Here is a 17,228-nt window from a genome sequence, read left to right on the forward strand (position 1 = left end):
TATTAAGGTCCGAATGAATTGTATCAATTGAGTCCACACAGTAGGGGAACGGCATTTGATTAGCAATACAGGGTAAATAATCGGATGTAACATCAAAAACCTTTGCTAAAGATTATTAAATGATTAATTTCAGGCCGTGCTACATTTCGCTCTCAATTAGAAACAACCTGTTTAGTTACCCCGATTTTATTAGCAAGTTCCTCTTGTGTCCATTTATGGAGTAGTCTTAAATTTCTACATTGGTGTCCCAAAGTATTCATGAGTTCACCTCTATTGAGAATATCAAATAGGTTTTAACCCGACCCATATGCTTACTAATTGTACCTACTTAATAGCCCATATTATAGCTTATTCATACCCTACGAGTAGCCTATGAATAGGCTACGAAGTAAAATATAGCTAAAAAATATTACTATGCTATTGTATAAAGCTGTGAGTTGTTATATTCTACATTTGTATTTTGATGTAAAACTAAAATATATCTTAGGAGTAGATCTATAGCATCTATTCAACGGAAAATCAAAGAAGGAAGAGGTCAAGGCCACTTTTCGGAATATAAACCTTGGTTGACTGTACATGATGTACCTTCAATAGGGATAGTTACTCGAATTCTTGGTTGGAAAAGTGGTCGACTTCACCATTATCTGTCTAAACACTTTGAATTGACACATCATTACCAAATGGAGTGGTCAGAGCAAGTGATTGATATTCGCGAACAATTTCCTTTATTACCCCTAGATAAAACCCTCTATGCACAAAAGTTAGGCATTAAACATCCAACTGACCCCAAGAATAAGCTTCCCATCATTATGAATACAGATATGTTACTTACAATAAAACAAGAAGAAAGTATAAAATTTATTGCATATTTTTTGCGAAAGTTACAAGAGAACAAGATGAATTATTTGGTTTACCAAGTGGGTACTGCATGCAAATCGTGAAATATTTAATAGCGAAGCGCTATTGGGTAGTGGATATGACTCATCTAATACAGCCTACTCTACAATCCATGATTATTTTGGAAAATGGCTTCCCATCGGGAGGTATCTCTTTTATCTGACGGAAGATACCTTGCGGGATTTTTCGCGGATTTTCCAGCAGAATATCTAGCTGACATCCAGTCACGTTTTCAGCTAGGCTTCCAGAAATTTGTCAGGTAATCATGTTAAGTTATCGCAAAGTGCAAGGATTCGGAGCACCGGCAGAGAATATCTACAGGGAAGATCTCCCAAATCGGCCGGCACCCCGTCTGAATGTCGACATTCGTCGAATTCCTCATTGATGGCAAACCATTCCCAGCGTTTCCTCTCCATTCGCTCTTTTTAGGCAAAATATTAACATCTTATGTTGGACAGACCAAATTTAACTGAAGTTTTACTATACATTCTTGGAAATTTTGATATAATTCTACATAGGTCAACTTTCCAATTATGATAGAAAATAGAATTTGATGGTTTTTATACCTATCCAAGCTGTGCGCGAGAGACCAGTCCACTGGCTACCCAGCAAGCCGGCATGCGGGGACCGACAATTGTGGAAAATGACAGCCGAGAATATGTTGCTCCATGACGTCGGAAGGTTCAGAAAGGACAAATCCAACCTTATCCCAATTCCGATGGAGGATGAAGCGCGTGATCATTTTTGAAAAGCTGGAATTCTCCGCCAATCCAAGGGCTGTCCCGTTCATGCCATACGGAGCATTCTTTGAGCCTCATGCAGCACCATCGTCACATCTAATCGTCAGGAAAAGCTCACTACCCCGCAGCCGATCTTTACTTATCCACACCAGGCGGGGGAATACACAAATCGTACATAGAGTGTATCAATATCCCTTAAACATAGGCTTCGACAAAGGCAGCTCCGGTGCCGAATCCGGAGATACGGCCGACTTCCTGCTGGCCAGCCGGAACCCTACAGCAAGCCTTACATCGATGGGAGGAACATCCCTTGTCCAACCCCCAAATCCAATTCCGAACCCATTGTTAAACCAAAGACCGTCTTCGGGCGGCTCGTCCACAGCAAGCATAATGAAGCAGAGGAGCCGGAAGCAGCGCTTCTCTTGCGTAGAACGATGCTCTTTGTTGTCTTTCACGCATGGGAGCCGAGCAGCTGCTAGACAGAGGATTGCCGCATGCGATCAACCGGGCAAGCGAAGCGGTGACCTGGCGAAAGCCATTGACATTGTTGGCACATGTTTGAAAAGGCGGAGAGCGAGGCTGGAGCGTTGCTGCTGCATATGCTCCGCCGGATTGCTTTTACCGATGAAGAGAGGGGAACGATCCAGATGGCTTTTGAAAAAGAAACGTTGTTTTGGAACGAAAAATTCGGTAGCGACGATTATACCTTGACGCGGCTACCTTACAGCAAAGCTCCAAGCTCCCTGACGCCCATTATGACAACCGTCGGCGGGACGCTTTCGGAGGAAGTGGCGCAGCGCGTCCTTCAAATGAGCAAGGGCGCTCCTCTGGCCACTTTTATGATTTTGCTCGCAGGTGTTCAGTCACTCTTGCATAAATATACAGGCGCTTCTGACATTCTGGTCGGCATGCCGGTTGTACGGAAACCGAAGGAGACGCGCCGATCCGTTAATCATACGATCATTTTGAAAAACTCGCTTTCGGCGGGTGCGACTTTTAAAACGCTTTTGAGCGAGCTGAGGACTTCCTTGCCGGAAGCGATTCAGCATCAACATATTCCGTTCTTGAAAATGACGGAGAAGCTGGATCTGCAATATGCAGACGGGATACCCGTCGTCCATACGCTAGTATCCCTTAAGGAGCTGCACCTGGACGAAATTGGGCAAAACGTGGTCACGGATTGCTCCTTTGAATTCAGCTTAACGGGCGGGACGATACAGCTAGTGCTGTCATATAACGAGCACTTATATGACTCCGAGTTCATGACTCGGGTCGTCGGCCATCTGAATCGCCTGTTGTCCGTGGGGCTTCACGAGTTGGAGATGGACATCGTGCGTGTGGACATGCTGTCGGAGGACGAGAAATTTCAATTGTTGCAAAGCTTTAACGATACCGAGAAGGACTATCCCCGTGATCGGACGATTCATCAACTCGTGGAGGAGCAGGCGAAGCGGGTGCCCGAAGCGACGGCGGTTGTCTTTGAGGGTCGTCGGCTTTCGTACGCGGAGCTGAACGAACGGGCGAACCGGCTGGCGCGGACGCTGCGATCGGTCGGTGTGCTGCCCAATCAGCTGGTAGGCTTGATGGCCAGGAGATCGCTGGAGACGGTCGTTGGCATACTGGCGGTTCTGAAAGCTGGCGGTGCCTACGTGCCGATCGACCCGGAATACCCGGAAGAACGCATCCGCTACATTCTGGAGAACTCGAACGCGCAGCTGCTGCTGACTCAAAGGGAGCTGCTGCAGCAGGTGCCGTTCGAAGGAAACGTGTTGGCGCTGGATGACGAGCAGACCTACAGCGACGATGGCTCGAACTTGGAGCCGGCCAGCGGTCCGAATGATCTTGCTTATGTCATCTATACGTCAGGTACGACGGGCAAACCCAAAGGGGTCATGCTGGAGCATCGCGGTTTGGTCAGCTTGAAGCTGATGTTCGCGGATAGGCTAGGCATCACGGAGCATGACCGGATCGTTCAATTCGCCAGCCTGTCGTTCGACGCGTCCTGCTGGGAAATGTTCAAAGCGCTCTATTTTGGCGCGGCTTTGTACATCCCGACGGCCGAGACGATTCTCGACACCCGCTTGTTCGAGAGTTATATGAACGAGCATGCGATTACGGCGGCGATTTTGCCTCCAACGTACAGCGCTTATTTGAACCCGGACCGCCTTCCCAGCTTAACGAAGCTCGTAACGGGAGGCTCTGCGGTATCGGCCGAATTCGTGCAGCAGTGGAAACCGAAGGTCCACTATTTCAATGCTTACGGCCCTACCGAAGCTTCGATTGTTACGACGCTTTGGGATGCGGATGAGGAGCAGTCGGAGCGCAGAGTCATTCCGATCGGGCGCCCGCTGGCCAATCACCGGATTTTTATTTTGGATACCCACCTGCAGCTTGTGCCTCCGGGAGTGGACGGCGAGCTGTGTGTGGCAGGCGTGGGGCTTGCGAGAGGTTACCTGAACCATCCGGAGCTGACGGCAGAGAAGTTCGTGGAACATCCGTTTGCGCCGGGAGAACGCCTTTACCGGACGGGAGATCTCGCCCGCTGGCTGCCGGACGGAAATATTGAGTACTTGGGCCGGATCGATCATCAGGTGAAAATCCGTGGATTCCGGATCGAGATCGGCGAGATTGAAGAGCAACTTCTGAAGATCGACTCCGTGCAGGAGACGATCGTAATCGCGCGCGAAGGCAAAAGTGGACAAGAACTGTGCGCCTACCTGGTCGCGGGCCACCCGCTTACGCTCGGCGAGTTGAGAAGCGCGCTGGCGCAAAAATTGCCGAATTACATGATTCCGGCGCATTTTGTTCAGCTTCCGCGGATGCCGCTCACGCCGAACGACAAAATCGACCGCAAGGCTTTGCCCGTCCCGGAAGGAAACGCACTGACCGGCGGCGCGTACGTAGCTCCCCGCAATGAAGCCGAGCGGACGCTTGCCGATGTGTGGCAGGCGGTATTGAACGCCGATCGCGTTGGGGTAACGGATCATTTCTTCGAGCTGGGCGGAGACTCGATCAAGTCCATTCAAGTATCTTCGCGGCTTCATCAAGCCGGGTACAAGCTGGAAATCCGGGATTTGTTCAAATATCCGACTATCTCACAGCTCAGCCTGCATGTGAAACCGATCGGACGTACCATTGATCAAGGCGAAATAACGGGTGAAACGGCGCTGACGCCGATTCAGCATTGGTTTTTCGAGAGCTCCTTTGCGGACCCGCATCATTTCAACCAGTCGGTGATACTGTACCGGAAGGAACGCTTCGACGAAGAGACGGTGTGTCAGGTGCTGCAAAAGCTGGCCGAGCATCATGACGCCTTGCGGATGGTGTTCCGCAAAACGGAACAAGGGTTTAGCGCGCGGAACCGTGCGATTCAAGAAGGAGGGCTGTTCACGCTGGACGTGTTCGACTTCAAGGATGCAGAGAATACCGCGCAGGCTGTGGAAGCGAAGGCAACGGACATTCAAGCGGGCATCGATCTGGAGAACGGGCCCCTCGTGAAGGCAGGACTGTTCCGATGCGCGGACGGCGATCATTTGCTGCTCGCGGTTCATCATGCCGTGGTGGACGGCGTGTCTTGGCGTATTTTGATGGAGGATTTCGCCCTGGGTTACGAACAGGCCGGCAAAAGTGAGGAAATTCGTTTCCCGGCGAAAACGGATGCGTACCGCACTTGGTCCGAGCAGTTGGCCGCTTACGTGCAAAGCCCGGAGATGGCGAAGGAACGGGCCTATTGGCAGGCCGTGGAACAAATTGCGGTTCCGGCCGTGCCGAAGGATCTGGAGGCGGACGTTACGACGCAGCAGGACAGCGAATCGCTGTTCGTCTGTTTGACTCCCGAAGAAACGGAACTGCTGCTGAAGCGGGTTCACCGGGCCTACAACACCGAAATGAACGATATTTTGGTAACGGCGCTCGGCATAGCCATTCGCAAGTGGACGGGACACGAACGGGTGCGGATCAATCTAGAAGGACACGGACGCGAATCGATCGGAACGGATATCGACATCACGCGCACAGTCGGCTGGTTTACGACCAAGTTTCCGGTCGTCCTGGAGCCGGAAACCGACCGGGATTTGGCCTATCAGATTAAACAGGTCAAGGAAAGCTTGCGCCGCATTCCGAACAAAGGGCTTGGGTACGGCGTATGCCGCTATCTCTCCAAATCGGAGGATGGCTTTGTTTGGGGTGCAGAGCCGGAAATTAATTTTAACTACCTCGGTCAGTTCGACGATGATGTCAACCAGGACGAGATCGGCATATCATCTTATTCCAGCGGCAGCCCGGCCAGCGACCGACAGGCCCGCAGCTTTGTGCTGGATATCAACGGCATGGTGCTGGACGGCGCTTTATCGCTCGATCTCAGCTACAGCCGGAAGCAGTATCGCAAGGAAACGATGGAAGACTTCGCTCAGTGGCTTGAGCAAAGTCTCCGAGAGCTCATTACCCACTGCGCAGGCAAAGAAAACACCGAATTGACGCCGAGCGACGTGCAATTTAAAGGCTTGACCATCGCGGAATTGGAGCAAATCGCTCAGCGTTCAGACCATCTCGGGGAAATCGAAAATATTTACTCGCTTACGCCGATGCAGAAGGGCATGTGGTTCCACAGCGCGCTTGACCGGCAGACGGCCGCTTACTTCGAGCAAACGCAGTTTACGATGCGGGGAGCACTCGACGTCCAGCTTTTCGAGAGGAGCTGGATGGAGCTTGCGAAACGTCATCTGGTGCTGCGGGCAAATTTTGTGAAAGGACCGGCGGGCGAGCCGCTGCAAATCATATACCGCGACAAGCCGGTCGGCTTTGAATATGAAGAGCTGCTCCATTTGCAGGCGGACGAGAAACAAACGTATTTGGATAAAAAGGCCGAGGATGACAAGCTTCGCGGCTTCGACCTGGAACATGATGCGCTCGTTCGGGTTACGATCCTGCGCACCGAAGAGCAAAGCTATCATGTGCTGTGGAGTTTCCAGCATATTTTGATGGACGGCTGGTGCCTGCCGCAGCTGACGCAGGAGCTGTTTGAGACGTATTCGGCCTTGGCATCCGGCAAGCAGCCAGCGGGAGATAAGGGATCGGATTATGGCGCTTATATCGAATGGTTGGAGAAACAGGACGATCAGGCGGCATCCGGCTATTGGACGGCATTCCTGGCAGGTTATGAAGGGCAAACCATACTCCCAGGACAAAAGGAACCGGCACCGAACGGCAGATTTACGGCTGATCACGTCACCGCCGAGCTCGGCAAGGACTTGAGCGAGCGAATGGACCGGGTGGCGAAACAGCGCCTAGTTACGGTCAATACGCTGCTGCAAGCCGCTTGGGGCGTGATGCTGCAAAAATATAACGGGACAAACGATGCCGTATTCGGCAGCGTCGTGGCCGGAAGACCGGCGGAAATCCCGGGCATCGAGTCCATGATCGGGCTGTTCATCAATACGGTACCGGTCCGCGTCACGAGCGAAGCGGACACCGTGTTCGCCGACCTGATGGCGAAGCTCCAAGAGCGGGCGCTGGAGTCTGGTCGTTATGATTACTATCCGCTGTATGAAATTCAAGCCCGCAGCGTGCAAAAGCAGAACCTGATCAACCATATCATCGCTTTCGAGAACTATCCGGTGGACGAGCAGATGGAGCAGGCGGGCGACCAGCAGCACGGAGACCTGACGATCGCTGACGTTCAGATGGAGGAGCAGACGAACTATAACTTCAACGTGACCGTGGTGCCGGGAGTCGAGATCGAAATTCGTTTCGACTTTAACGCCGAAGTGTTCGATAAAGACAGCATCGAGCGGCTCAAGGGGCATCTGGTCCATCTGCTGGAGCAGGTGACGGATAACCCGGAAATTACAGTGGGCGAGCTGGAACTTGTGACGGAGGCGGAAAAGGCCGACCTTCTCGGACGTTTTAACGACACCATCACGGAATTTCCGCGCGGGAAGACGCTCATTCAATTGTTCGAAGAGCAGGCGGAGCGCATCCCGGATGCAGCTGCCATCTCCTTGAATGAGCAAGAGCTGACCTACCGCGAGCTGAACGAACGCGTCAATCGCCTTGCCCGTACCTTGCGTAGCCACGGGATATCCAAAGGCCGTCTGGTCGCCATTATGGCTGAGCGTTCCATCGAAATGGTGGTGGGTATGCTGGCGGCACACAAAGCCGGAGCGGCTTACGTACCGATTGACCCGGAATATCCCGAGGAGCGTATCCGTTTCTTGATCGAGGATTCGGGAGCGCAGGTCATGCTGACGCAAAGCCGCTTGCGCGAGCGCCTGGCGGGTTCGGACTCCGTGATCTTACTGGATGACGAGTCCTTCTATCACGAGGACGGCACAAATCTTAATCCGGGCACCGAAGCGACAGATCTGGCCTGCGTCATCTATACGTCAGGTACGACGGGCAAGCCGAAAGGCAACCTTGTTTCGCACCGCAACATCGTGCGGATCGTGCGAAATACGAATTATATCGACATCACCGAGCGGGATCATGTCCTCCAGCTTTCAAGCTATTCGTTCGACGGAGCGATTTTCGATATTTTCGGCGCTTTGACCAATGGGGCGCGGCTGGTGCTGGTTCCCCGCGAGACTTTGCTGGAAATCGGCCGGCTGGCGGATCTCATCCAGCACGAGCGCATCTCGGTCATGCTGATTACGACGGCTTACTTCAACGTCCTTGTAGATGTGAACGTCGACTGCCTGCGGGATGTCCGGGCGATTTTGTTCGGAGGAGAGCGCGTGTCGGTCGGCCATGTGCGTCGAGCGCTCGCCCATATCGGACCGGGCAGGCTTAACCACCTGTACGGCCCGTCGGAAAGCACGGTTTATACCACGCACCTTCCGGTCGACTTTGTCGATGAGTCGGCGGTTACCGTACCCATCGGACGGCCGATCAGCAATACAACGGTGTATATCGTCGACAGCGCGAATAAGCTTCTGCCGATCGGCGTGGCTGGAGAGCTTTGCGTCGGCGGAGAAGGCTTGGTACGGGGCTACAACAACCGGCCGGAGCTGACGGCGGAGAAATTTGTCGACAATCCGTTTGTGCCGGGAGAGCGCATGTACCGAACGGGGGATTTGGCCAAATGGCTGCCGGACGGCACGATCGAATACGTGGGACGGACGGACGACCAAGTGAAAATCCGCGGCTTCCGCATTGAACTGGGCGAGATCGAAGCTCAGCTTCAGAAAGTGGAGGGAATTCGGAAAACGACGGTATTCGCGAGGGTAAACGCCTCCGGCGAGAAGCAGCTTTGCGCCTATTATGAAGCGGACCGCGAGCTTCCAGCGGCCGAGCTGAAGAACGTGATTTCCCAGGAACTGCCGGCCTACATGATCCCGGCGTACCTGATCCAGTTGGAGCGGCTCCCGCTGACGGCGAACGGCAAGGTCGACCGCCGATCCCTTCCGACGCCGGAGGAGAGCTTGCAGCCGGGCGAAGGACGTACTCCGCCTCGTACTCCGCTGGAAGCCAGCTTGGCCGGAATTTGGAAAAGCGTACTCGGATTGGAGCACATCGGCGTTCATGACAACTTCTTCGACCTGGGCGGCCATTCCCTGCGGGCGACGACACTGGTGAGCAAGGTGCATCAGGAGCTGAACGTCGAGCTGCCTCTGCGCGACGTATTCCGCTACTCGACGATCGAAGAGATGGCTCTCGCCATCACCCGGATCGGAGAGCAGTCATTCTCATCGATTCCGCTGGCAGGCGTAAGAGAATATTATCCGCTTTCCTCAGCTCAGAAGCGGCTGTTTATCCTGAATCAGCTAGAAGGGTCCGATCAGAGCTACAACATGCCGGGCGTGCTGCTGCTGGAAGGATCGATTGACCGGAGCCTGCTGGAGAAGGCTTTCCGCGGACTGATCGTACGGCACGAAACGCTACGAACCGGCTTTGAGATCGTACAAGGCGAAGCAGTACAGCGCATTTACGAGAGCGTCGACTTTGCCGTCGAGTACCGTCATGCGAGCGAGGAAGAAGCGCCTGAAGTCGTGCAGGCCTTCATCCGACCTTTCGACTTGGCGAAGCCTCCGCTGCTGCGGGTGGAGCTCGTAGAGCTCGCAACCGAACGTTATTTGCTGATGTTCGACATGCACCATATTGTCTCCGACGGGGTTTCGATGGACGTGTTAGTCGAGGAACTCGTTCGTCTGTACGGTGGCGAGTCATTAGAGCCTTTGCGCATTCAATACAAGGACTATGCGGTATGGCAGCAGTCGGACGAGCAAAAAGCGCAGTTGAAACGCGAGGAAGCTTACTGGCTGGACCGTTACCGGGGTGAACTGCCGGTTCTGGAAATGCCGACGGACTATTCGCGTCCTGCCGTGCAGAGCTTTGAGGGACAAACGCTGACGTCCTTCGTGGACGAGGCAACAAACGAAGGCTTGAAGCAACTGGCCGCTCAAAGAGGAACGACGCTGTATATGGTGCTGCTTGCGGCATATACCGTGCTTTTGCATAAATACACAGGTCAGGACGATTTGATCGTCGGAACGTCGATTGCGGGCAGAACGCACGGAGACACGCAGCCTTTGATCGGAATGTTCGTCAATACGCTGGCGCTCCACAATTATCCGGCTTCGGAGAAGACCTTCCTGTCGTATCTGGAAGAAGTGAAAGAAACGACCTTAGGTGCTTACGAGCATCAGAATTATCCGTTCGAAGAGCTCGTCGATAAAGTGCAGGTCAGCCGGGATTTGAGCCGCAATCCGCTGTTTGACACGATGTTCTCCCTGCAAAACTTGGAGGATAAAGAGTTTGAGCTGGAAGGGCTGAAATTGTCCCCGTACCCTAGCGAATACGGTACGGCCAAGTTCGACCTGAGTGTGGATGTTACGGAAGAAAACGGCGGCCTGGAGTGCAGCTTTGAATTCGCAACGGCTCTTTATAAAGAAAGCACGGTCCGGCGGTTGTCGACTCATTTCGGACATTTGCTTGCGGCGATCGTAAGCTGTCCGGATGCGAAGATTGCCGAGCTGAACTTGCTGACGGCAGAGGAAAAAGAGCAAATTCTCGGCGCGTTTAACCCGGCGCAGCCGGAAGCGGCTCCTGCGGCGGCGTTCCACCGGCTGTTCGAGGAACAGGCGGAGCGCACGCCGGAAGCGGCGGCCGTCGTGTACGAGAACGACCGGCTGACGTATGCGGAGCTGAACGAGCGGGCGAACCGCTTGGCGGCTACGCTGCGCACAAGCGGCATCGGCCGGGAGACGATCGTCGGCATTCTCGCCGAGCGTTCGGTGGACTTGCTGGTGGCCGTGCTGGCCGTCTGGAAAGCAGGCGGGGCGTATGTGCCGCTTGACCCGGATTACCCGGCGGAGCGCGTGCGGTTCATGCTTGAAGACAGCGGAGCGAAGGTGCTGCTGACGCAAACGGCGCTGCGAGAGCGCGCCGAAGCCTGGCTCGGCGAAGAGGAGCTGGCGCTAGCGGCGGTGCTGTATCTGGACGACGAAGCGTCGTACAGCGAGGAGCGGGCGAATGCGCCGATTGTCTTCGGCATTTCCAGCAAGCTGACGGATGCTGTGGACGACGGTGATGAGAGCCCTCAGAATGTTGGCACTGACAGCTTCCATGAAGCCCGTCTGGAGGATCTGGCTTACGTAATCTACACGTCGGGAACGACGGGCAAGCCGAAGGGCGTGATGATCGAGCACCGCAGCCTGGTGAACACGGCGGCGGGCTACCGGCAGGAATACCGGTTGGATCAGTTCCCAGTGCGGCTGCTGCAGCTCGCAAGCTTCTCGTTCGACGTGTTCGTGGGAGATATCGCGCGGACGCTGTATAACGGAGGCACGATGGTGATTGTGCCGAAGGACGACCGGATCGATCCTTCTCGTCTGCACCATTGGATTGAGCAGGAGCGGGTCACCATCTTCGAATCGACGCCGGCGCTGATCGTGCCGTTCCTGGAGTACGTGCACGAACATCGGCTGGATATGAGCTGGATGGAGCTGTTGATCACGAGCTCAGACAGCTGCAGCGTGGCGGATTACCGGACCTTGCAGGAACGCTTCGGCTCGTTGTTCCGGATCGTCAACGCATACGGCGTGACGGAAGCGGCGATCGACTCCAGCTTCTACGACGAGGAGCTGGCGAAGCTGCCGCAGACAGGCCATGTGCCGATCGGCAAAGCGTGGCTGAATGCGAAATTCTACATCGTGGATGCGCATCTGAATCCGGTGCCGGTCGGGGTGCTGGGCGAGCTGGTCATCGGCGGAGTCGGAGTGGCGCGCGGGTACTTGAACCGTTCGGAGCTGACGGAAGAGAAGTTCGTAGACAGTCCGTTCGCCGCGGGCGAGCGGTTGTACCGCACGGGAGACTTGGCGCGGTGGATGGAAGACGGCAACGTGGACTTCATCGGCCGGATCGACAACCAGGCGAAAATCCGGGGGTACCGGATTGAGACGGGCGAGATCGAGTCGCAGCTGCTGCGGGTGGAAGGCGTACGCGAAGCGTTGGTGCTGGTTCGAAGTGACGCGAACGGGCAGAAGGCGCTGTGCGCGTATTACACGCCGGATACCGAAGCGGAGCTGGCAGTGAACGATCTGCGCAGCACGCTGGCGCAGGAGCTGCCGGGGTACATGATCCCATCGTACTTCGTGGAGCTGGGGCGCCTGCCTCTGACGCCGAACGGAAAGATTGACCGGAAGGCGCTGCCGGCGCCGGAAGGGGAAGCGGGAAGCGGAACGGAGTACGTCGCACCGCGCAATGAGCTGGAAACAAAGCTGGCGGCGATTTGGCAGGAGGTGCTGGGGCTTGCGAAGGAGATTGGCGTTCACGACAACTTCTTCGACATCGGCGGCCACTCCCTGCGGGCGACGACGCTGGTCAGCAAGATTCATAAAGAGTTGAACGTGGATCTGCCGCTGCGCGACGTGTTCCGCCATTCCACCATCGAGAGCATGGCGGCCGCCATTTCCCGGCTGGATGAGCAGACATTCGTTTCCATACCGGTGGCGGATGACCGAGAGGTGTACCCGCAATCTTTTGCTCAAAAACGTCTCTTTATCCTGAATCAACTGGAAGGCGCGGAGCTTAGCTACAACATGCCGGAAGCGATGCTGCTGGAGGGTGCTTTGGACCGGGCAAGGTTCGAAGAAGCGTTCCGTAAGCTCGTGACGCGGCATGAAACGCTGCGCACCGGGTTCGAAATGGTGGATGGCGAAGCATCGCAGCGGATTTATCAGGACGTGAATGTTGCCGTGGAGTTCTATCGAGCGGATAAGCAAGAGGCCGAAGAGACGGTTCGTCGTTTCGTCCGTCCGTTTGACTTGGCGAAGCCTCCGCTGCTGAGGGTAGGCCTTGTCGAGCTGGCTCCGGAACGCCATATTCTAATGTACGACATGCATCATATTATTTCCGACGGCGTATCGATGGAAATCTTTGTTGAAGAATTCGTCCGCTTGTACGGCGGCGAGCAATTGGAGCCTCTGCGCATTCAGTACAAAGACTACACCGTTTGGCAGCATTCGCAGGAGCAGAAGGAACGGCTTCAGCGCCAGGAGGCATACTGGCTGGACATGTTCCAAGGCGAGCTTCCGGTGCTGGAAATGCCGACCGACTATCCGCGTCCGGCCGTGCAGAGCTACGAAGGCCAAACGCTGGAGTTTTTCTTCGACGCTTCGAAAACCGACGGCCTGAAGCAGCTGGCCTCGGAAACGGGCACGACGCTGTTTATGGTGCTGCTTGCGGCGTATAACGTCCTTTTGCATAAATATTCAGGTCAGGAAGACGTGATCGTCGGTACACCGATTGCTGGAAGGAATCATGGAGATGTACAGCCGTTGATCGGGATTTTCTTAAACACGCTGGCTATCCGCAGTTATCCGGCTTCGGAGAAGACATTCCTGTCATACCTGAACGAAGTCAAAGAAACGACCCTCCACGCCTTCGAGCATCAAAACTATCCGTTCGAAGAATTGGTGGACAAGGTGCAAGTCACCCGTGATTTAAGCCGCAATCCGCTCTTCGACACGCTGTTTACGATGCAGAATACGGAGAACGAGGAATTTGAGCTGGAAGGGCTTCGCCTGATTCCTTATCCGAGCGCACTGGATACCGCGAAGTTTGATATCAGCTTGGATGTGGGCGAGGAGAACGGCGGCTTGGATTACAGCTTCGAATATGCGACGGCTCTCTACAAAAGGGAGACGATCGAACGGCTGGCGAAACATTACGAACAGCTGCTCGTAACGATCGTAAGCCGTCCGGATGCGAAGATCGCTGAGCTGAACTTGCTGACGGCAGAGGAAAAAGAACAAATTCTCGGCGCGTTTAACCCGGCGCAGCCGGAAGTGGCTCCTGCGGCCGCGTTCCATCGGCTGTTCGAAGAACAAGCGGAGCGCACGCCGGAAGAGACGGCCGTTGTGTACGAGAACGACCGGCTGACGTATGCGGAGCTGAACGAGCGGGCGAACCACTTGGCGGCCACGCTGCGCGCAAGCGGCATCGGCCGGGAGACGATCGTCGGCATTCTCGCCGAGCGTTCGGTGGACTTGCTGGTGGCCGTGCTGGCCGTCTGGAAAGCAGGCGGGGCGTATGTGCCGCTCGACCCGGATTACCCGGCGGAGCGCGTGCGGTTCATGCTCGAAGACAGCGGAGCGAAGGTGCTGCTGACGCAAACGGCGCTGCGAGAGCGCGCCGAAGCCTGGCTCGGCGAAGAGGAGCTGGCGCTAGCGGCGGTGCTGTACCTGGACGACGAAGCGTCGTACAGCGAGGAGCGGGCGAATGCGCCGATTGTCTCCAGCATGGTCTCCGGCAAGCTGACGGATGCTGTGGACGACGGCGATGAGAGCCATCAGAATGTTGGCACCAACAGCTTCCATGAAGCCCGTCCGGAGGATCTGGCGTACGTGATCTACACGTCGGGAACGACGGGCAAGCCGAAGGGCGTGATGATCGAGCACCGCAGCCTGGTGAACACGGCGGCGGGCTACTGGCGGGAATACCGGTTGGATCAGTTCCCAGTGCGGCTGCTGCAGCTCGCAAGCTTCTCGTTTGACGTGTTCGTGGGAGATATCGCGCGGACGCTGTACAACGGAGGCACGATGGTGATTGTGCCGAAGGACGACCGGATCGATCCGTCTCGTCTGCACTACTGGATCAGCCAGCAGCAAGTGACGATCTTCGAATCGACGCCGGCGCTGATCGTGCCGTTCCTGGAGTACGTGCACGAGCATCAACTGGATATGAGCGGGATGGAGCTGTTGATCACGAGCTCGGACAGCTGCAGCGTGGCGGATTACCGGACCTTGCAGGAACGCTTCGGCTCGTTGTTCCGGATCGTCAACGCATACGGCGTGACGGAAGCGGCGATCGACTCCAGCTTCTACGACGAGGAGCTGGCGAAGCTGCCGCAGACAGGCCATGTGCCGATCGGCAAAGCGTGGCTGAACGCCAAGTTCTACATCGTGGACGCGCACCTGAATCCGGTGCCGGTCGGGGTGCTGGGCGAGCTGGTCATCGGCGGAGTCGGAGTGGCGCGCGGATACTTGAACCGTCCGGAGCTGACAGAAGAGAAGTTCGTAGACAGCCCGTTCGCCGCGGGCGAGCGGCTGTACCGCACGGGAGACTTGGCGCGGTGGATGGAAGACGGCAACGTGGACTTCATCGGCCGGATCGACAACCAGGCGAAAATCCGGGGGTACCGGATTGAGACGGGCGAGATCGAGTCGCAGCTGCTGCGGGTGGAAGGCGTGCGCGAAGCGGTGGTGTTGGTTCGAAGTGATGCGAACGGGCAGAAGGCGCTATGCGCGTATTACACGCTGGATACCGGAGCGGAGCTGGCGATGAACGATTTGCGCAGCGCGCTGGCGCAGGAGTTGCCGGGGTACATGATCCCGTCGTACTTCGTGGAGCTGGAGCACCTGCCTCTAACGCCGAACGGAAAGATTGACCGGAAGGCGCTGCCGGCGCCGGAAGGGGAAGCGGGAAGCGGAACGGAGTACGTCGCACCGCGCAATGAGCTGGAAACGAAGCTGGCGGCGATTTGGCAAGAGGTGCTGGGGCTTGCGAAGGAGATTGGCGTTCACGACAACTTCTTCGACATCGGCGGCCACTCCCTGCGGGCGACGACGCTGGCGGGCAAGGTATTTAAGGAATTAAACGTCAACCTGCCGCTGCGCGACGTATTCCGTCACTCGACGATTGCGGCGATGGCTGAGGCGATCGCCCGGATGGAACGGCGGGAGCATGAGGCCATTCCTCAAGCGGAGGAGAGAGAGTACTACCCTCTGTCCTCCGCGCAGAAACGGCTGTTCATTCAGCACACGCTGGATGGAGCGGATCAGCTTTACAACATGCCGGAGCTGGTGCAGGTGGAAGGCGAGTTTGATTTAGACCGGTTGGAAGCCGCCTTGCGGAAATTGATAACACGGCATGAATCGCTGCGCACCGGTTTTGAAATCGTGAAGGGCGAAGTGGTTCAGCGGATTTACCCGCAGGTCGGTTTTGCTATCGAGCATCATCAAGCGGATAAAGAGGATGCGGCTCAAATCGAGCAGATCGTCCGCAGCTTCATTCGACCGTTTGATCTCGGCAAGCCGCCGCTGCTGCGCGCCGGGGTCATCGAGCTGGAGCCGAACCTGCATATTCTCCTTTTCGACATGCACCATATGGTGTCTGACGGCGTATCGATGGCGATTGTGATCGATGAGTTCTCAAGTTTCTACGCCGGGGAAGAACTGCCGCCACTGCGCATTCAATACAAGGATTATGCCGTTTGGCAGCAGTCGAAGGCCCACCGAGAGCGGATCGGGCGGCAGGAAGCGTACTGGCTGCAAACCTTCGAAGGCGAGCTGCCGACGGCGGACCTGCCGATCGACTACGAACGGTCCACGGCTCGCAGCTACGAAGGCGCGCATCTGGAGTTCAACGTCGAAGCTTCTCTCTCTGCGCGGCTACGCGAATTGGCGGCCGAGCGTGAAAGCACACTGTTCATGGTGCTGCTTGCGGCTTATACCGTGCTGCTGTCCAAGTACAGCGGGCAGGAGGACTTGATCGTGGGCACCCCGGTGGCGGGAAGAACGAACGCCGATTTGGAATCGGTCATCGGGATGTTTGTCAATACGCTGGCGATCCGCAATCGTCCTTCGGGCGACAAGACGTTCTTGTCCTACCTGGAAGAAGTGAAGGAAACGGCTTTGGGTGCTTTCGAGAACCAGGACTATCCATTCGAGGAGCTCGTGGAGCGTTTGAATGTGAAGCGGGAGCCGGGCCGCTTCCCGCTGTTCGATGCCGTTTTCGACTTGCAAAATATCGAAGAACGAGACGCCGAGCTGGAAGGGGTCAGCCTGAAGACTTACGAGCTTGACCATTTAGAAGAAGCGAAGTTCGATCTGACACTGTTTATGTATGAAAACAACGGGGCGCTGAGCGGGGGCTTCTTCTACGCCACCAAGCTGTTCAAAGAAGCGATGATCCGCACCTTGACCGAGGATTACCTGCGGGTACTGTCTCAAATTGCGGAAAATCCACAACTCGAGCTAAGCCGGATTGAATGCCATAAACCGGCGGCAGGCGCAAAGAGTGCCGTCGATACGATCGAATTCGCGTTCTAATCCTACAAGCGCGCCTCCGCCGTCAAACGAAAGCGGCGCGCAT

Annotated in this window: 3 protein-coding genes; 2 read left to right on the forward strand and 1 reads right to left on the reverse strand. The window is 55.7% G+C overall.

The window, feature by feature from the left end:
* Positions 1–152: 152 nt before the first annotated feature.
* The gene (locus ACXHJ1_RS10285; protein WP_107735218.1) at positions 153–260 is read right to left on the reverse strand and encodes a helix-turn-helix domain-containing protein; all 108 of its coding nucleotides are present in this window, start codon (positions 258–260) and stop codon (positions 153–155) included.
* A gap of 438 nt (positions 261–698) precedes the next feature.
* On the opposite strand from ACXHJ1_RS10285, the gene ACXHJ1_RS10290 reads away from it, so the two are divergent.
* Positions 699–941 carry a PDDEXK family nuclease gene (locus ACXHJ1_RS10290; RefSeq protein WP_240753329.1) on the forward strand — a complete coding sequence of 81 codons (243 nt, stop codon included), beginning with the start codon at positions 699–701 and terminating at the stop codon, positions 939–941.
* 1,250 nt (positions 942–2,191) lie between these two features.
* Positions 2,192–17,185: an amino acid adenylation domain-containing protein gene (locus ACXHJ1_RS10295; protein WP_457906022.1), complete on the forward strand. Its 14,994-nt coding sequence runs from the start codon at positions 2,192–2,194 to the stop codon at positions 17,183–17,185.
* Positions 17,186–17,228 lie beyond the last annotated feature (43 nt).

The sequence above is a fragment of the Paenibacillus sp. ALE2 genome (assembly GCF_054113385.1).